Annotated in this window: 15 protein-coding genes; 5 read left to right on the top strand and 10 right to left on the bottom strand. The window is 70.2% G+C overall.

Annotated elements, in window-relative coordinates; genetic code table 11:
- Positions 1–39 precede the first annotated feature (39 nt).
- Positions 40–855 (top strand): DNA/RNA non-specific endonuclease, encoded by an 816-nt coding sequence (locus IPV10_RS06240; protein ID WP_242684704.1) that lies wholly within the window; start codon positions 40–42, stop codon positions 853–855.
- A 16-nt stretch (positions 856–871) separates the two neighbouring features.
- On the top strand, positions 872–1,099 hold the full coding sequence (locus IPV10_RS06235; protein ID WP_207481611.1) for an RNA-binding S4 domain-containing protein: 228 nt from the start codon (positions 872–874) through the stop codon (positions 1,097–1,099).
- 105 nt (positions 1,100–1,204) lie between these two features.
- On the opposite strand, the gene IPV10_RS06230 is transcribed toward IPV10_RS06235, so the two are convergent.
- From IPV10_RS06230 to IPV10_RS06190, 9 genes are all read right to left on the bottom strand, one after another.
- Complete coding sequence (locus IPV10_RS06230) at positions 1,205–4,621, bottom strand: hypothetical protein (protein ID WP_207481610.1); 3,417 nt, start codon at positions 4,619–4,621, stop codon at positions 1,205–1,207.
- 66 nt (positions 4,622–4,687) lie between these two features.
- Positions 4,688–5,026, bottom strand: coding sequence for a hypothetical protein (locus IPV10_RS06225; protein WP_207481609.1), 339 nt, complete (start codon positions 5,024–5,026; stop codon positions 4,688–4,690).
- Positions 5,027–5,111: 85 nt separating this feature from the next.
- Positions 5,112–5,693, bottom strand: coding sequence for a hypothetical protein (locus IPV10_RS06220; protein WP_207481608.1), 582 nt, complete (start codon positions 5,691–5,693; stop codon positions 5,112–5,114).
- A 66-nt stretch (positions 5,694–5,759) separates the two neighbouring features.
- A complete protein-coding gene (locus IPV10_RS06215) occupies positions 5,760–6,386 on the bottom strand; it encodes a uracil-DNA glycosylase (RefSeq protein ID WP_207481607.1) in 627 nt (208 codons plus the stop codon).
- Positions 6,387–6,542: 156 nt separating this feature from the next.
- Positions 6,543–7,163 (bottom strand): TetR/AcrR family transcriptional regulator, encoded by a 621-nt coding sequence (locus IPV10_RS06210; RefSeq protein ID WP_207481606.1) that lies wholly within the window; start codon positions 7,161–7,163, stop codon positions 6,543–6,545.
- 8 nt (positions 7,164–7,171) lie between these two features.
- Entirely contained in the window at positions 7,172–8,356 is a 1,185-nt protein-coding gene (locus tag IPV10_RS06205) for an FAD-binding domain (protein WP_207481601.1), read from the bottom strand.
- A 170-nt stretch (positions 8,357–8,526) separates the two neighbouring features.
- On the bottom strand, positions 8,527–8,970 hold the full coding sequence (locus IPV10_RS06200; RefSeq protein ID WP_207481595.1) for a DUF6069 family protein: 444 nt from the start codon (positions 8,968–8,970) through the stop codon (positions 8,527–8,529).
- 131 nt (positions 8,971–9,101) lie between these two features.
- Entirely contained in the window at positions 9,102–9,782 is a 681-nt protein-coding gene (locus IPV10_RS06195) for a response regulator transcription factor (RefSeq protein ID WP_207481594.1), read from the bottom strand.
- Positions 9,782–10,936, bottom strand: coding sequence for a sensor histidine kinase (locus IPV10_RS06190; protein WP_207481592.1), 1,155 nt, complete (start codon positions 10,934–10,936; stop codon positions 9,782–9,784). The genes IPV10_RS06195 and IPV10_RS06190 overlap by 1 nt, the downstream gene beginning before the upstream one ends.
- A 203-nt stretch (positions 10,937–11,139) precedes the next feature.
- Between IPV10_RS06190 and IPV10_RS06185 the strand changes: the two genes are divergently transcribed.
- Together IPV10_RS06185 and IPV10_RS06180 are read left to right on the top strand one after the other, a co-directional pair.
- Complete coding sequence (locus IPV10_RS06185) at positions 11,140–11,838, top strand: ABC transporter ATP-binding protein (RefSeq protein ID WP_207481590.1); 699 nt, start codon at positions 11,140–11,142, stop codon at positions 11,836–11,838.
- Positions 11,835–13,133 carry an ABC transporter permease gene (locus IPV10_RS06180; RefSeq protein WP_207481588.1) on the top strand — a complete coding sequence of 433 codons (1,299 nt, stop codon included), beginning with the start codon at positions 11,835–11,837 and terminating at the stop codon, positions 13,131–13,133. The genes IPV10_RS06185 and IPV10_RS06180 overlap by 4 nt, the downstream gene beginning before the upstream one ends.
- Positions 13,134–13,453: 320 nt before the next feature.
- On the opposite strand, the gene dnaB is transcribed toward IPV10_RS06180, so the two are convergent.
- The gene (dnaB, locus tag IPV10_RS06175) at positions 13,454–14,827 is read right to left on the bottom strand and encodes a replicative DNA helicase (RefSeq protein ID WP_207481587.1); all 1,374 of its coding nucleotides are present in this window, start codon (positions 14,825–14,827) and stop codon (positions 13,454–13,456) included.
- Positions 14,828–15,336: 509 nt separating this feature from the next.
- On the opposite strand from dnaB, the gene IPV10_RS06170 reads away from it, so the two are divergent.
- Entirely contained in the window at positions 15,337–16,293 is a 957-nt protein-coding gene (locus IPV10_RS06170) for a hypothetical protein (RefSeq protein WP_207481585.1), read from the top strand.
- Positions 16,294–16,562: the final 269 nt, after the last annotated feature.

Below are 16,562 nucleotides of genomic sequence, written 5' to 3'. Positions count from 1 at the left end.
TCAAAGGAGAAGAGGCGCCCATCGGCCGCGTGATACACGATGTCGGCGGCATCCGGCACGATGGGGGGCATGGCGGACGGCTACGACCTCGACTTCCTCCCGACGCGCCTGCCGCTCCCCCGGCCGGCGCAGGAGACGCGGATGCTGGACTACCCGCGGTTCTCCGTGCTGCTCGACCCCTCCCGGCGGCTCGCCGCAGTCACCGGGGTGAACATCGACGGGGCGCGGATGCTCGACCTCCCCCGCGCCGGGGAGTGGCAGTTCGATCCGCGGATCGACGCCGGCGAGCAGACCGGACCGGCCGTGTACGCCAGCAACGACCTGGATCGCGGCCACCTGGTGCGGCGGCGCGACCCGGGCTGGGGGGATGCCGCCCGGGCGCGCGCCGCGATGGCCGCCACGTTCTTCTACCCGAACGCGGCCCCGCAGGCGGCCGGGTTCAACCAGTCGAAGGAGCTGTGGCTGGGCCTCGAGGACCATGTGCTCGCCTACGCGGAGTCCACGGATCAGCGGCTGTCGGTGTTCACCGCGCCGGTCCTCGGCGACGACGATCCGCCGTACCGCGGCATCCGGATCCCGCTGCGGTTCTGGAAGGTGGCCGCGTGGCAGGGCGCCGGCGGCCTGGCGGCAGCCGGCTTCGTGCTCGATCAGACGGAGCTCGTCGACACCGAGGACGGGCTGCTCGCCGCTGCGCCGCTCGGCGCGTTCCGCGCCTTCCAGGTGCCGGTGGCCGACATCGCGAAGCTCGCCGGGGTCGACCTCGGCCCCCTGCCGGATGCCGACGTGCTCCGTGTCCGCACCACCCGGCCGGCCGAGTGGCGGGCGCTGGCCGTCCCCGACGACATCGTGCTCTGACGGTTACGATTCAGGGATGACGACCTCCGATCCGATCGACGACATCTCCATCGGCGGCGAGATGATCCGCCTCGGGCAGTTCCTCAAGTTCGCGGGCCTGATCGACTCGGGCGGCGACGCCAAGGAGGCGATCATCGACGGCTTCGTGAGCGTCAACGGCGCGGAGGAGCGCCGCCGCGGACGGCAGCTCGTCGAGGGCGACCTCGTGTCGTTCCAGGGGCGCACCGTCCGGGTCCGCGGCTGAGCGCACGGTCGGCGCTCGAGGACTCGGTCGGCGGCAGCCCCTTCGCGCCGGGCCTGCGGGTGCAGCACGTCGTGGAGGCGTTCCGCAGTCCGCAGGCCGAGCGCGTCATCGCTCCAGACCGACCCATTCGCTGATGCAGGGCGCCGCCGAGTAGCCGCCGTTGAACTCGGCCTGCGCGACCCGGCCGCCCTCGACCCGCCCGCGGAACTCGAACGCGAAGTCGCCGTCTCGCACCTCGCCCGTGAAGACGCCGAGGTCGTCGCCGTCCACGTCATCCCGGATCGAGACGACGACCGAGCCCCAGGGGCCGTCGCCGTCCTCCTCCACCGCGATGCGCCCGGTCGCGTGCCCGTCTCCCACCCGGAGGTCGACGAAGCGGGTCCGTCGGCCGGCGACGACGTCGACGTGCGCGCCGCCGGTGGTGTCCCCGTGGCATCCCTCGCCCGCATCGGCGACGCCGGTCAGGCGCAGCCGGTTGGGGACCTCCCACGAGCGGGACTTGAGCTCCTCGGTCATCGCCTCGACCGCGGGATCGCCGATCATCGACTCCGTCCAGAACCGCACGCCGCGCTCCTCGCCCGGCTGCAGCACCACCCAGGCGTGCTCCAGGTAGGTGCGCGAGAGCGGGTCGGTCTGGCGCACCACCACGCGGCACCGGGCCTCGACGGGGTGCGGGTTGGTCACCTTGACGACGCCGGTCTCGCGGGTCGACGGCGAACCGGATGCCGAGATCATACGCGTGTGGTTCGACTGCGCCTCGTTGTTGTCGCGGGTGATCTCGTCGGGCAGGGCCGTGATCCGCGCGAAGACGCAGTAGTGCGGGCGGATCGTGAGGAACGGGATCAGCGAGAGCGCGGGCGGCCGCCACGCGGACGGCGACGTGATGTCGATGCTCGCACCGGCGGCGAGGGACGGCACGGTGACCGATCCGAGCCCGACCTCGGCACCGCCTCCGAGCGTGAAGTCCTTCACGCCGAAGACGACCTCGACGCCGGTCGCCGTGTCGCGGCCGTTGTTGCGCAGTGTCGCGACGATCCAGTTGTCGTGCCCCTCCCACGGCACGTCGCGCAGCGACGCGTCCTGCTGATTGCGGGCGTTCTCCACGCGCAGGTCGGGACTCTTCCACCCGGTGCTCTGCCCCCACGGGCGGAACGCCGGGTCGGGCTTGGCGTCGGCGTAGCGCAGGTGCACGCGCGCCGCTCCGTCGCCCGCCTGGGTGACCTCCAGCCGGAAGTCGTTCGGGTACGCCGGGTCGCTGGTGTCGGACTCCTCGTAGTCGTCGCCGAGAGCGAACGTCGCGCCGTCGGCATCCGCGTCGTCCCGCAGCAGGGTGAGCGGCCGGCGGTCGGTGGGAGGTGTGTCGCCCGACACGTAGTCCGTCCCGACGACGACGTAGTCCTCCGGGGTCGCCTGGTCGCTGAGTGCACTCGCGTTGCGGCGCCGGTACTCGAAGTAGTAGTTGCGGCCGTCAGCGATACGCAGCTCCACCGCCTGCTTGCGTCCGGCGGGAGCGGGACCGGCCGAACCCGCAGGATGCAGGTCCACGGTCTCGTCGACGTATCCGGCCACGCCGACCGAGAGGGTCCGCACGTCGGAGGCGGGCACCCAGCCCAGCTGCATCCGCTCAGCGGGGGAAAGTTCCGGCGACCCTCCCTCGTTGCCCATGAGGTCCCAGCCGCCGAGCTCGCGGGCCTGATACTGCGCGGCGTGCGTCGCCGCGTCGAAGTAGGCATCGTGCAGGCCGAAGTTGTGCCCGAGCTCGTGCGCGACGGTCTCGGCGAACGTGCGCCCGTTGCTGACCGAGGTCCACGTGGTGGGCATCGTGAGGGCCTGGATCGTGCGGCTGCGCGGAATGGCGATCTCGAAGCCGAGGAAGGACAGCACCGTCTCGCCCACGATGAAGCTCAGCTGATACCCGCCGGGGCGGGTGCCGCACGGCCACTGATAGCGGCCGGGGAACATGGCGGCCGGGTTCGCGGGGAGCGACCGCATGACGAAGACGAGCGAGTCCACCGCGTCGAGGTCGAGCAGCAGCGGACGGCCCGCCCGCGTCAGGTCGCGGTTCTGCCGCACGATCTCGGCCACTGCGGCCCGGCCGAAGATCGGCAGCCCGTCCGTGCCCGTCTCCCCGCCGGCGTCGGAGGTGACGTACGTGTCCCACTGGTTGGGCAGCCGTACCGGCACGACGATCCCGGCGTCGACGAGGTTCAGCCTGCCGCTGGACACCGCGTCGTAGAAGAGCCTGGACGATTCGGTCACGCCGCCGCGCACGACGCCCGTGAAGACCTCGTCGCGCAGGGTCTGCGTGAGAGTGGCCGCCTCCGCTGCGGTCAGGGTCGCCTGGTCGGAGGTCTCGACCACCACGATCGCCACCCGCCAGTCGCCGAGCCGGGGGCGGACGTCCATGTTCTGCGGGACGTACGGGTCGCCCCCTCCCCACGCCGCGTCCGGCGCCTCGTTCTCCGACGGGCCGACGAGCGCGAGGGGCGGGCCGTCCGGTCCCGGCCAGGCGTCGACCACGTGGAACGGCTGCTTTCCGAGGACCTCGCCGGTCGCGGCATCCAGAGCCAGCAGGGCGTACTCGCCGACGGTGCCGCCGATCGACATCACGACGTGCGGCGCGACCGGGTCGAATGAGGCGTCGCGGGATGCCGAGACGAGGCCGCCGTGCAACGGCTCGACGACGAAGGCGAGGCCGTCGAAGGCGATGCCGCCCCGGACCTTCACGTCGACCCGGGTCCACGATGCGAGGTAGTGCTCGGCGGGCAGGGACAGGTCGACGCCGGGGGGTTCCGTGAGTGGAACGGCGTCGATGTCGGAGCCGAAGCCGGCGACGAGGTCCACACCGTCGAAGGCGAGGCCCCAGACGGATGCCGGCAGCGTGGCGACCGTGCGTCCGGATGCCGGCGCCGCGAGGTCGTGCACGTCGACGCGCCCGTCGGAGAACCCGATCGCGACCCGCGCCTCACCCGTCCCCAGCCGGGTGAGGCGCGTGGCGCCGGGGACCGCGGCGAGCGCCACGGGCGCGGAGCCCGCGCGCAGCAGCATCAGGCGCCGCGTGGCCGCGGGCCCGGCGAGCGCGAGGGCTGCGGCATCCGTCGGATGAGCGGTCATGTCGACGACGCCCGACGGGGCCTTTCCGGAGTCGGTCGCGGCGGCGGTGACCGGATCGACCGACCACAGGCGCGCGCGCCGGCCCCGCGTCACCGCGAGGATGTGCCCGGCGGCGGATCCGGTGGCCGCGCCCGCTCCCGGGAGCGCGGCGAGAGGCGTCACGGCACCGGTGCGGAGCGCCTCGAGACCGCGCGCAGGCGAGACGAGGACGGCGGCCGACGCGTCCGACGGATGCGCCGCCACGTCGCCCACGCTGCGGCGGCGCCGCGCGGCGGCGAGGCGAGTGCCGTCAGGGGCGCTGTGGACGACGGTCCACGCGCGGGCGCCGGAGCGCTCGAGGTGCACGAGGGAGCCGTCGCCGAGCAGCGCGAGCGCGAACCCTCCGGTGATGCCGCTGATGAGTGTCATGCATCGAAGAGGCCGCGACGGCGGCGCTGATACACGTCGCGGCCCCCGGGTCGCCCGGGCCTGCTCTCACGAGCGACCGGGGGCAGCGGCTGCGCGTTCCGCCTGGGTGTAGCCGGTGCGGTCGCCGACGCGGCGCCTGGCCTGCTTGGCCGCGTGCGCGGCCATCGACGGGGCGATGGCGCCGATGTCGAAGGTCAGGGCGTCCTTGGCGTCGATCCCGATGTCCGCGGCGGCGAGCACGGCATCCTGATTCGCTCCGAGGAAGGAGACATCCCAGTCGTAGTAGCCGCCGTCAGGGTCTTCATCGTGACGTCCTCCCTGATGCCGCGCTGTGCCGGAAGCCCGAGCCGCGACGGCAAGGGGCCCGCCGACGCCACGCGCACGTCCGCTCCGGCACGGCGGCACGCCCGCGCCGGCGATGCGAGCGACAAGGGATCGTCGGCCGCGCGGACGGGCCCTGTGCGCTCTCCTCGAGATGACGGCGAGCTCGTCACTCCGCCGATGGGGAGCCGGATCGTCGAAGCAGGGCTATCCCGATGAGGAACGGCGTGACGAAGTGAACGATCGGGTAGTACATGTCGCCCGGCGAGAAGACCGCGAGCGCCGCGAGCATCCCCACGTTCCACACGACCGCCGACCAGCCGGTCCCTGACGGCACGAGCGCGGTTCTCACGAGCGCCAGGCCGAAGGCCGCCTGCGCGAGGAACGCCGACACGATCCACACGACGATCTGCGCGTACACGTGCGGGTGACCGCCGATGAACGAGGATTCCGCCGAGACCAGAATCGTCGCGCCCACGAGGTACATCACGAGTGCCAGGCGAGGAAGGACGATCGATCCCGCCGAGCGGAGCAGCAGCTCGAGCACGGCGAAGCCGAGCAGCGACATGAGCACGGAGCCGATGATGAGGGCGCGTTCCCCTGCGATGAACGAGCTGGGCGCCGGCCAGCCCCAGAACGTCCGCCCGGTGAACATGAGCACCGCGCAGAGGACCACGACGGCCCCGCCGATGAGCAGGACGGCGGCAGCGGTTCTGAGCGAACGGGCACTGCGCGATGCATCCGGATCCATGGCCGCATGCTACAGCTGCTCCAGCCCTGCTGGAGCTGGCGCGGTCACGCGCATCGTCCACCCGCGTCAGAGACCCCAGAGCTCGCCCACGGCCGCGATTCCGGACCTGAACTCCGGGGCGCCTGCGTTGGCAGGGTGCCGGAGGGCAACCGCGCGGCTGCTCGCGGACGCGCCGCCGACGCCGGGCACCCGGAGGCTGAGGAGCTTCTCGATGCTCGTTCGGGCCGGGTTGCCGACGCAGATGATTCGGCGGCCGGCGACGGCAAGCCGGAGCGCATCCCTCCCGGCGGCCAGTTCGGACTCCGTCGGAGTCCGGTTGCTCCGCGGCGAGCCCGCTTGATGGGGATGGAGCGCGAATGCGTTCCATAGCAGGGTGCGGCCGGCGATCCCGAGGTCGGCGAGCATGCCCTGCACGATGGTGGCGCTCGCCTCGCTGGATCCCTGGAGTCCGACGGTCTTGGCGGATGTGAACGGAACGCCAGACTGGCGCGCGCCCTTCCAGCCGGGAGCTTCGCCGACGATGACGATGTCTCCGTCACTCACGCGATCGAGGTGGGCGAGGAGACGATCACACCGTTCGACGGCCGTCGTGCGAAAGCCGCCCTCTGCGTCGCTGTCGGGAAGGTAGAAGTTCGTCGCCAGCGTGGTCGACGGGATCGCCAGCACGGACTCCAGCAGCCGATCTGCCCTCACCGCGGCTCCCTCCTGAGCTCCCGACGTCGCCGGCTCAGCGTATCGAGGACTTCCGACGTGCCGGAGCGCGAGTTCTCGGCGTTCGGATGCTGTCTATCCTCGAGCCGGCGGCGAGGATGATCTCGACTCCCGCACGCGGTTCGCAGGAAGGTGCGGTCACGGTTGCAGGGCCCGGCGCATGGCGTCCATGAGGGTGCGCACCGCCTCAGCGAGCTGTTCGTCGCCGGGTGGTCGGGTGATGAGCCAGGTGTCGATCGCCTGACCCATTCCCATCGCGAGGGCGATGATGAGTTCCGGGGGAAGGTCGGTGCGGACGGCGCCGACTGCCTGCCCGGTCGCGAGAGTCTTCTGCAGCCAGGGCAGGGTCGCCTGCTCGGCGTCTCGCTGTGCCGCACCGAGGGCGGGGGCGCCCGTTCCGCTGAGCCAGTCGCGCAGCAGTCCCGCCAGCCGGGGCGACGCGGCGAGGGTGCGCATGAGCTGCAGGTACTGCTGCTCCAGCGATGCCCAGAACGCGTCGGGGCCGCCGTTCCCGGCCGGGACGGGCGCACCGCCGCCGTCGACGAGGAGCTGCTCGAGGCCGGCCCGGATGACGTGGATGTAGAGGTCTTCCTTGCCGTCGAAGTAGTAGTACATCGAACCCTTGGAGATCCCGGCGGCGGCGATGATCCGATTCAGCGAGGCGTCGCGGAACCCGTGGGCAGCGAACTCGTCGAGGGCGGTGTCGAGAATTGTGGCCTGCTGTTCCGGGGCGAGCCGGTGGAAGCGCGGACGTGGCATGCCACCATTCAACCGGTCGGGACCGGGGGAAGCTCAACCGGATCGCGAAGACTCCGCCCCATCGAAAGACGGGCGACGAGGGGGATGCTCAGGAGGCCGAACACGGCGTTGCGCATCAGCAGCTGCGTGCGGTTGCGCGGCGCGAACGCGGAGCCGAGTCCGGCGGCGGCATCCTGCTTGGTGCGCACCAGCGTCGCCAGCCGGGCATGGGAGGCGGCGAACGCCGCCCGGTGATCTCCGCCGGTCTCGTGCAGCGCGCAGGCGAGGGTGTAGGCCTCGGCCATCGCCAGTGCGGAACCCTGGCCGGCCAGCAGCGACGGGGCCGCCGCCGCATCCCCGACCAGCGCGACGCGCCCCCGCGACCAGGACGGCATCCGGATCTGGCTGGCCCGGTCCATGTAGAACGTCCGCGCCTGCAGCAGCTGTTCCAGGATGCCGGGCACCTCCCAGCCGATCCCGCGCAGCCGCTCACGGAGCAGCGCCTGCTGCGCGGGCACATCGTCGACCGGCACGTCGCCGTCGTGGCGGAACGTGCAGCAGAACAACGTGGCGCCATCCCGCAGTGCGATCCGGAGCGTCTGCGCGCCGACCTCGGTGTGCATCACCGCGACGAGCTCGTCGCGCGGCCGGTAGCCGTCCAGATCGAAGGCGGCCACCGTGATGCCCAGGTACCGCTCGTAGTCCTGCTCGGGACCGAATGCGAGATCACGCACGCGGGAGTGCAGACCGTCCGCGCCCACGACGAGATCGAACTCGCGTTCCGTGCCCGACGTGAACCGCACCCGCACCCGGCCGCCGTCATCGGCCATCGAGTCCACGGCGTCGCCGAAGATCGTCTCCGCCTCGCCGCCGATCGCGTCGTAGATCGCCCGGGCCAGCTCCGAGCGCCCGACGGTGACGTACCGGCCGGCGGCGGCGCCCTCGATGACGCTCACAGGGTCGAAATGCGCGATCCGGCGGCCGCTGCCCGACACCTCCCGGGCCTCGCGGAACCGATAGCCCTCCTCGCGCAGTCGCGGGACGATTCCCATCCGCTCGGCGACGTCGAACCCGGCGCCCCAGAAGTCCACGACGTAGCCACCCTCCCGCAGCCGCGGCGCCCGCTCCACCAGCGTCGGCTCATGACCCGTGCGCAGCAACCAGTAGGCCAGGGTGGGGCCGGCCACCCCCGCACCCACGATGAGCACCTTCATGGCATCTCCAGACCATCGGTTCGACTGGTGGTCTAATTGTGCTGCGATGAGAGCGGGGATGCAAGGGGGAGGACGGTCAGTTGATGTCGGGCTGCTGGGCCGGTGTGGCGCGCGATGACGTACGCGAGCGATCCGTCGGCGCGATGTCGGGCGGTCTGGCAAGTGCCGGTTCAGACGGTGGTGTCGCGGGCGTCCTCGCGGTCCGAGAGGGGCATGAGTCGCCGGTACGTGAGGATGGCGATCGTGATCGTGGTCACGTGCATGCTCATGAGGACGGCGGCGTAGAGCCACCCGTCACTCGTGCCGGTGGTGACGCCGATGAGGATGTCGGGGATGAAGGACACGGCGAGGAACGACGGAACCAACCAGCGCATGACGCGGCGGGGGCGCTTCGCGAACCGGCCGATCAGGTGCCAGCCGACCGCACCGCCGATCGCTGCGACGACGGTAAGACTGAGATAGGCGATCGGCTGCAGCCCGGGGCCGGTGGCCCCGATGGCGCCGCCGACGAGCGCCAGCACGGCGTTGACGGCGCTCGCGAGGACGGCGACGATCACCATCGACAAGGGGACGGCGACGGTCGGGCTGTAGGTGCGGGGCAGTGTCGTGGACATGCTCTCCTCCTGGATCGGATGCCGTCGCGAGACGTTCTGCGACGGTGAATCCATGCTTGCGGCGCAGTGACGTGCGCGCGTCCCCTCGGGGGCGTATCCCGGGTACCGCGCTCGCGGTATTCCGGCGGGGATCAGGAGGCGCCTGGGCGGAGCAGGCCGCTCTCGTACGCGATGATCACCAGCTGCGCACGGTCATGCGCGTGCAGCTTCATCATGATCCTGTTCACGTGCGTCTTCGCCGTGTGCGGAGAGATGAACAGATCGGTCGCGATATCGGTGTTGGACAGCCCGCGCACGACGAGGACGAGCACCTCGCGCTCGCGGTCGGTGAGCTGGTCGAGCTCCGGCGGCGTACGCAGCGGGCGACGATCGGGCGGGCTGCCGGGTGCGCGCACGTACTTCTCGATGAGCGCCTTGGTCGCGAGGGGTGAGAGCAGCGACTCGCCGGCGTGGACGGCACGGACGGCGCGCGCGATCTCATCGGGCTCGGCGCCCTTGCCGATGAAGCCGCTGGCGCCGGCGCGCAGGGCGGCGAGCACGTACTCATCCTCTTCGAACGTGGTCAGGATCAGCACGCGGGTCTGGGTGAGCGCCGGGTCGCTGCAGATCGATGCGGTGGCGTCGATGCCGTTCAGTTCCGGCATCCGGATGTCCATCAGCACGATATCGGGCAGCAGGAGCGCCGCCTGAGCGATGGCGGCCGCACCGGTGGCCGCCTCGCCGACGACCTCGATCCCGTCGGCCTGGTTCAGGATGCCGGACACGGCCTGGCGGATGAGCGGCTGGTCGTCCACCACGAGCACGCGAGTCATCAGGGTCGCTCCTTCGCAAGCGGGAGCGTGGCCGCGAGGCGGTAGCCGCCTGCTGTCGTCCTGGTCTCGATGACGCCGCGGACCGAGGCGACCCGTTCGCGTAGGCCGGTCAGGCCGTGGCCCGCACCCGTACCGCCGCCCTCGGCAGGGCCGGCGGGAGGGCGAGTGGGATTGGTGACCACCACCGTCACCTGCTGCTCCGTGACCTCGACGAGAACGTGGGCGCGTTGGTCGGTGCCGTGCTTGAGTGCGTTCGTGAGCCCCTCTTGGATCACGTGGTACGCGACAAGGTCGACCGCGCCCGCGACCCAACCGGGATCGCCCTCCACACGGAGATGGACCGCCAGCCCCGACCGCGCGAACTGGTCCACCAGATCATCGAGCCGGCCCAGGCCCGACGGCGGCGTCATGGTCTCGGCATCCGGATCCTCGGCGCGGAGGAGGGCGAGCAGATCGCTGATCTCGCGCAGGACGGTGCGGGAGGCACTGCGGATCGTGCTCAACGCCTCCTGCGCCCGCTCGGGTGACTCCAGCGACGACGACGCGACGCCGGCGTTGAGGCTGATCACCGCGATCTGGTGTGCGACGGTATCGTGCAGGTCGCGGGCGATGCGCAGACGCTCCTCCGAGACGCGGCGCCTGGCCTCCGCCTCACGGGTCTGCTCGGCACGCTCGGCGCGCTCTGTGACCGCGACGATATACTCGCGCCGGGACCGGGTGGCGTCGCCGGCCGCCGCGGCGAACGCGACGGCGAGCGTGAACTGCACCATCCGCGGGTCGGCGGCGCTCACGACCGCGCCGAGCACGCTGAGCAGGAACACCGCCCCAGCAGTGATGGCGGCCGCGACGATCGTGACACGACGCGTCGACCGGTTCGCGAGTCCGAACATCGCAATCGCGACCGCGAGGATGATGCCGGGAGCGACGGTGCCGGTCACGGCGGCGAGGCCGTAGAGCGCGACGCAGCCCGCGAGCACGGGGATGGGCCATCGCCGCCGGAGCAGGAGAAGAAGGGCCGCGGCGACGACGGCGATCACCGCCACCTCCGACGCCGAGGGGGGTGCCTGCTGCGGGCCGTGCAGGAAGGCCGACGAGACGACGAGGACCACCCCGAGGGCGTCTCCCGCCCATCGCAGCATGCGCGTAGCCGGCATCGGTCTTCTCGTCGGCGACCAGGGATCTCGTCCGTCCGTGGTCGCGTTCACATGTCCAGTGTGGAGCAGAGCGGGGCGGCGCGCATCATCCCGCGGGGGCACATCGGGTACCGCAGCCGCGGTATCGAAGTGCCCGCGCCCGGGGGACGTGCTGGGAACGCGGCCCGACGACGCTGGAGTCCCAACCGATTCTGAGGAGTCCCATGAGCATCCCGATCATGTCGGTCACCGACGTGCACAAGTCCTACGGCCGCGGCCAGAGCCGATTCGACGCACTCCGGGGCGTGAGCTTCGACGTCCTTGAAGGCGAGAGCGTCGCGATCGTCGGCAAGAGCGGATCCGGCAAGTCCACGCTCATGCATCTCATGGCTCTGCTGGACGCTCCCTCGTCCGGCAAGATCGAGCTGGAAGGCGTCGACACCGGCACGCTCCGGGGCAGCCGCCTCAACCGGGCGCGCAACCGGACGTTCGGCTTCGTCTTCCAGCAGTTCTTCCTCACCGGCGACACCACGGTGCTCGACAACGTGGTCCTGCCGATGAAGATCGCCGGCTACGGGCCACCGGAGCGGAGACGCCGCGGGCTCGCCGCCCTCGAGCAGCTCGAGCTCGAGACCAAAGCCGGCAGCAAGGCCGCCGATCTGTCCGGAGGGCAGAAGCAGCGCGTCGTGATCGCCCGGGCCCTCGTGAACAATCCGCGCATCCTCTTCGCCGACGAACCCACCGGGAACCTCGACAGCCAGACCGGCGCCGTGGTCGAAGACATCCTGTTCGCCCTCAACCGCGAACACGGCATCACCCTGATCGTCGTCACGCACGACGAGGATCTGGCCGCTCGCTGCGACCGCCGGATCTCGCTCAAGGACGGGCTCGTCGTCCACGACACGATGGCGGTGGCGGCATGAAAGCTCTCGACCTCGCCCGGTCAGCCGTGTCGAACACGTTCCGCTCCAAGACCCGGACGACGCTGACGGTCCTGGCCATCTTCGTCGGCGCCTTCACGCTGACGCTCACCAACGGGCTCGGCACCGGCATCAACGCCTACATCGCCGACACACTCACCGCGGTCGGCGCGCAAGACGTGATGACCGTGACCAAGAACTCCGAAACGGCGGCGGCAGACGAGGGCTCCGGACCGGCCGAGTACGATCCGGATGTCATCGCCTCCGGCGGCTTCGACGATGCCACCGTCTCGGCGCTGACACCGGCCGACCTCGACACACTGGCCGAGGTGGACGGCGTCCTGGACGTCCAACCCACCAAGTCCATCTCGCCCGACTACATCCAAGCCGGCGACGGCGACCGGTTCGTGCTGAGCGTCGGCGCGCTCGTGGAGGGGCAGTCCGTACAGCTGGCGGCCGGTGAGGATCTCGATGACGCGTCGGGCGAGCTGCAGGTGCTGATTCCCGTCTCGTATGTCGAGCCGATGGGATTCGACACCGACGAGGCCGCCGTGGGGCAGACGGTGTCTATCGCGGTGACCGACGCCGACCGCGCGCAGCACGTGATCGACGCCACGGTGGTCGGCGTCGCCGAGGAGGCGCTGGCATCCCCGGCCGGCGCGTCGGTGACCACGAACGATGCCCTCACGGATGCGTTGTACACGGCGCAGACCACCGGGCTGCCGACCGACGAAACCGAGAGGTACCCCCGTGCCAGCATCTGGTTCAGCCCCGACGCCACCGATGATGAGATCGCGGCGCTGAAGGATCGGCTCGCCGCCACCGGTTTCACCGGCACCACCGTGGCGGATCAGCTCGGCGCCGTCACCGCAGTGATCGACGGAATCGTCCTCGTGCTCAACGCCTTCGCGGTCATCGCACTGCTGGCAGCCGGGTTCGGCATCGTCAACACACTGTTCATGTCGGTGCAGGAGCGCACCCGCGAGATCGGGCTCATGAAGGCCATGGGCATGGGCAGCGGCCGGGTCTTCTCGCTGTTCAGCCTCGAGGCGGCGTTCATCGGTCTCCTCGGCAGCAGCCTCGGCGTGGTCATCGCGATCCTCATCGGCGGCGTCGTCAGCTCCGCGCTCTCGGGCGGTCTTCTCACCAGCCTGCCCGGCTTGACACTCATCGCCTTCGATCCAGTCTCCATCACCCTGATCATCGTGGGGGTCATGGGCATCGCCTTCCTCGCCGGCACCCTGCCTGCGGCCAGGGCCGCGCGCGCCGACCCAGTGACATCGCTCCGCTACGAGTGACGCGGGATGCCGGGCGACCCAGCGGTTCGGGCGCCCCGCGTCCGTCTCCGCATCGCCCCTCGAGGTCCCAACGACGCTGGCTCAGCGTATCGAGGACTTCCGACGCGACGAGCGCGAATTCTCGGCTCAGTGGGGCGAGAATTCGGTCGCCGCGGCATTCCGAGTACGAGTCGGCGTTATCCCGATAGCGCCGCCGTAAGCGGTTTCGTGGCGCCGGCTTCTCGCAGCCTCTGCCCCGTCAGCCGTTCGAGTAGGAGCGACGGGACCTCGCCCAAACGGGACAATCTAAGTGGCGGGGAGACGATCTAGTCAGTCACCCGTCAGTTGAAGTCGCCGCCCGGCGCCATGTCCATGAACCGGGAGTAGTGCCCCTGGAAGGCGACGGTGATCGTCGCGGTCGGGCCGTTACGGTGCTTCGCGACGATCAGGTCGGCCTCGCCAGGGCGCACGTCCTTGTCGTAGACGGAGTCGCGGTGCAGCAGGATCACCATGTCGGCATCCTGCTCGATCGATCCGGACTCGCGCAGGTCGCTGATCGCCGGCTTCTTGTCCTGCCGCTGCTCGGGACCACGGTTCAGTTGCGAGAGCGCGATGACGGGCACCTGCAGCTCCTTGGCGATGAGCTTCAGGCTTCGGGAGAACTCGGAGACCTCCTGCTGTCGCGACTCGACGCGCTTGCCCGACGTCATCAGCTGGAGGTAGTCGATGATGACCATGCGCAGCCCCTCACGCTGCTTGAGCCGGCGGCACTTGGCGCGGATCTCGACGAGCGTCATGTTCGGGCTGTCGTCGATGTAGAGCGGCGCGTCGTTGATGCGGCCGCGGGTCGCGGCGACTGTCGTCCAGTCGCGCGGGTCGAGGTTGCCCTTTCGCATGTTCTGCAGGGGGATCGCACCCTCTGCGCTGAGCAGTCGCATCGCGATCTCGCTCTTGCCCATCTCGAGCGAGAAGAAGACCGACGGGAGGTCGTGACCGATGGATGCCGAACGTGCGAAATCCAGAGCCAGCGTTGATTTGCCCATAGCTGGCCTCGCGGCGACGACGATCATCTGACCGCCGTGCAGGCCGTTGGTCAGTTCGTCGAGCTCGCGGAAGCCGGTCGGGACGCCCGTCATCGAGCCGTCGCGCCCGTTGGCCGCCTCGATCTCCTCGATCGCGGCGTCGACGGCCGTCTGCAGCGGCACGTAGTCTTCGGCGGTCTCTGACCCGGTGATCGAGTAGATCTCGGCCTGCGCGTTGTTGACGATGTCGGTGGCGTCGCCCTGGCCGTCATAGCCGAGCTGCACGATGCGGGTTCCGGCGTCGACGAGACGTCGCAGGATCGCGCGCTCCGACACGATGCCGGCGTAATAGCCGGCGTTCGCTGCGGTCGGCACGATCGAGGTGAGCGTGTGCAGGTAGTCGGCGCCGCCCGCGCGGCTGAGCTCACCGGTCTTGATGAGCTCGTCGGTCACGGCGACGACGTCGGTCGGCTCGCCGTGCGAGTAGAGCGAGAGGATCGCCTCAAAGATCAGCTCGTGCTTCGGGATGTAGAAGTCCGCACCCTTGAGGGTCTCGATGACGTCGGCGACGGCGTCCTTCGAGAGCAGCATGCCACCCAGCGCGCTCTGCTCGGCGAGCAGGTCGTGAGGCGGGGTGCGCTCAGGCTTCCGCTGGCCTCCGAGGCGCTCCTCCGAGATGTCGGCGATCGACACTGTGTTCCCTTCGATGCGACGAGCTTGCGTGCGTTGCGCCGCCTGAGGGGCGGCGCTGCGCCCGGTGGCCTCCGAGGCCACGGACACAGCGAATCAGGACCCCCCGACATTCGGTCGCTCGACCACGTTATGCACAGGGGAAACGCGCTGCAACACACCCTGTGGATAACCTTGTGGAAAGCGTGCGGACAAACTCGGAGTGTCTGTGCAGAACCCATGTGGATAACCCCGTGCACTTCACTAGATTCGGTCACTGTTTTTAGCTTTGACCTGGCGTTTGCAGTTTCCCCACCCTGTGGACAGGAATCAGGTTAAAGCCGCGATTGAAGGTTGCCCTGAACGTGGCGGCATGTGCAGAACCTGGGGAAAGTCAAGCCGGACTCCTCGCCGGGCGCGTCCCTCGCCGGATCAACGGAGAAACCGGTGGACACAGCCGCCGCACAGGCGTATTCTCGGCATCCAGTGCATGTCGTATTCGCCGTGCGTTGACCTCGGAGGGGAGGCTGACGTTGGATTCACAAGCGACACGACGCGGCCTTCCGGCCGCCGTGGTCATCGGTGGTCTTGTCGCGCTCGGATGGGCGGCGATCAGCATCCTCACCGGCGGTGGTGCAGCACACGCCGATGACCGGGCAGACAGCCCCCTCGGCGACCTCACATCGGTCATCGGCTCCACGGTCACGACGGCGACGTCGGTCGTGGAGCCCATCGTGCCCGAAGTGGTCGCCCCTGTGGTCGTCACGGTCGTCGCTCCGGTGCAGCAGGTCGTTCAGCAGCCTCTGCCCGTGATCGGCGCCGGGACGGATGCCGGTACCGAGGCACCTGTGCCGACGGCGCCCGTGGTCGAGGACGTCACCGACGCGACTCGGGGCGTCGTCACGCGCGTGTCCGATCTCCTCGGGGACTCGCCGGCTTCTCAGATCGTCCAGCCGGTGACGGATGCCGTGGAGTCTCTGCCCATCGTCGACCGGCTCCTGGATGAGCTCGGCGTGAACAGCCTGCTCGAGACCGTGGTCGGCGTCGTCGACGACACCACGAGCATCGTGGGCGGCGTCGTGGAGAACACCGTTCCGCCGGTCCTCTCGGTTCCCGATGCGACTGTGCCTGACGCTCCGTCGCCGCTCGCCGGCCCAGATTCCCTCGCCCTGGTCGCCCCGGCCACGGCTGCGTCCGCGCCTCGCGCCGTCGATGCGTCGACCCGATCCGCTCCACCCGACGCCACCGGTTCCGCTCCGGATGCCGCCGCGCCTGCACCTGCGGGCGAGCGATCGTCGCCTCCGCCCGCCGGCGGAGCGCCCGCGATGCCGTCTTCGTCCGCCGGTCCAGGCGGAGGATCCATGATCTCCCACGCGCGCCTCAGCGACGTGGACCTTCCCGCGCTCCTTGCGATGGAGCGCTCCCCCGGTGCATCCGATGACGTCCTGCCGACGTCTCTGGTCGCCGACACCGACGTCTCTCCTGACTGACGGGTCGTCCCGTCGTTCCTCGTGAACGACAGATGCCGTGCTGCGCGCGCACATGCTCTCGCGCGCACTCGTCAAGACACCCGAAGTTCAGTCAGGAGAAGGAATCATGCGCACTTTCATCAAGCGCGCCCTCTGGGGTACGCTCCTCGCCGGCGGGATCACCCTGCTCGGCGCAACCACCGCGAACGCGGCCGACACGTCGGGAGACGACGGCCTGCTTTCAGGCACTCAGGCGGACACATCGATCTCGGTGCCCGTCACGATCGTCG

It is taken from the genome of Microbacterium sp. SD291 (assembly GCF_017355365.1).
Taxonomy (GTDB): domain Bacteria; phylum Actinomycetota; class Actinomycetes; order Actinomycetales; family Microbacteriaceae; genus Microbacterium.
Note: the sequence above shows the minus strand (reverse complement) of the source record. Positions and strands in the feature narration are given on the sequence as shown.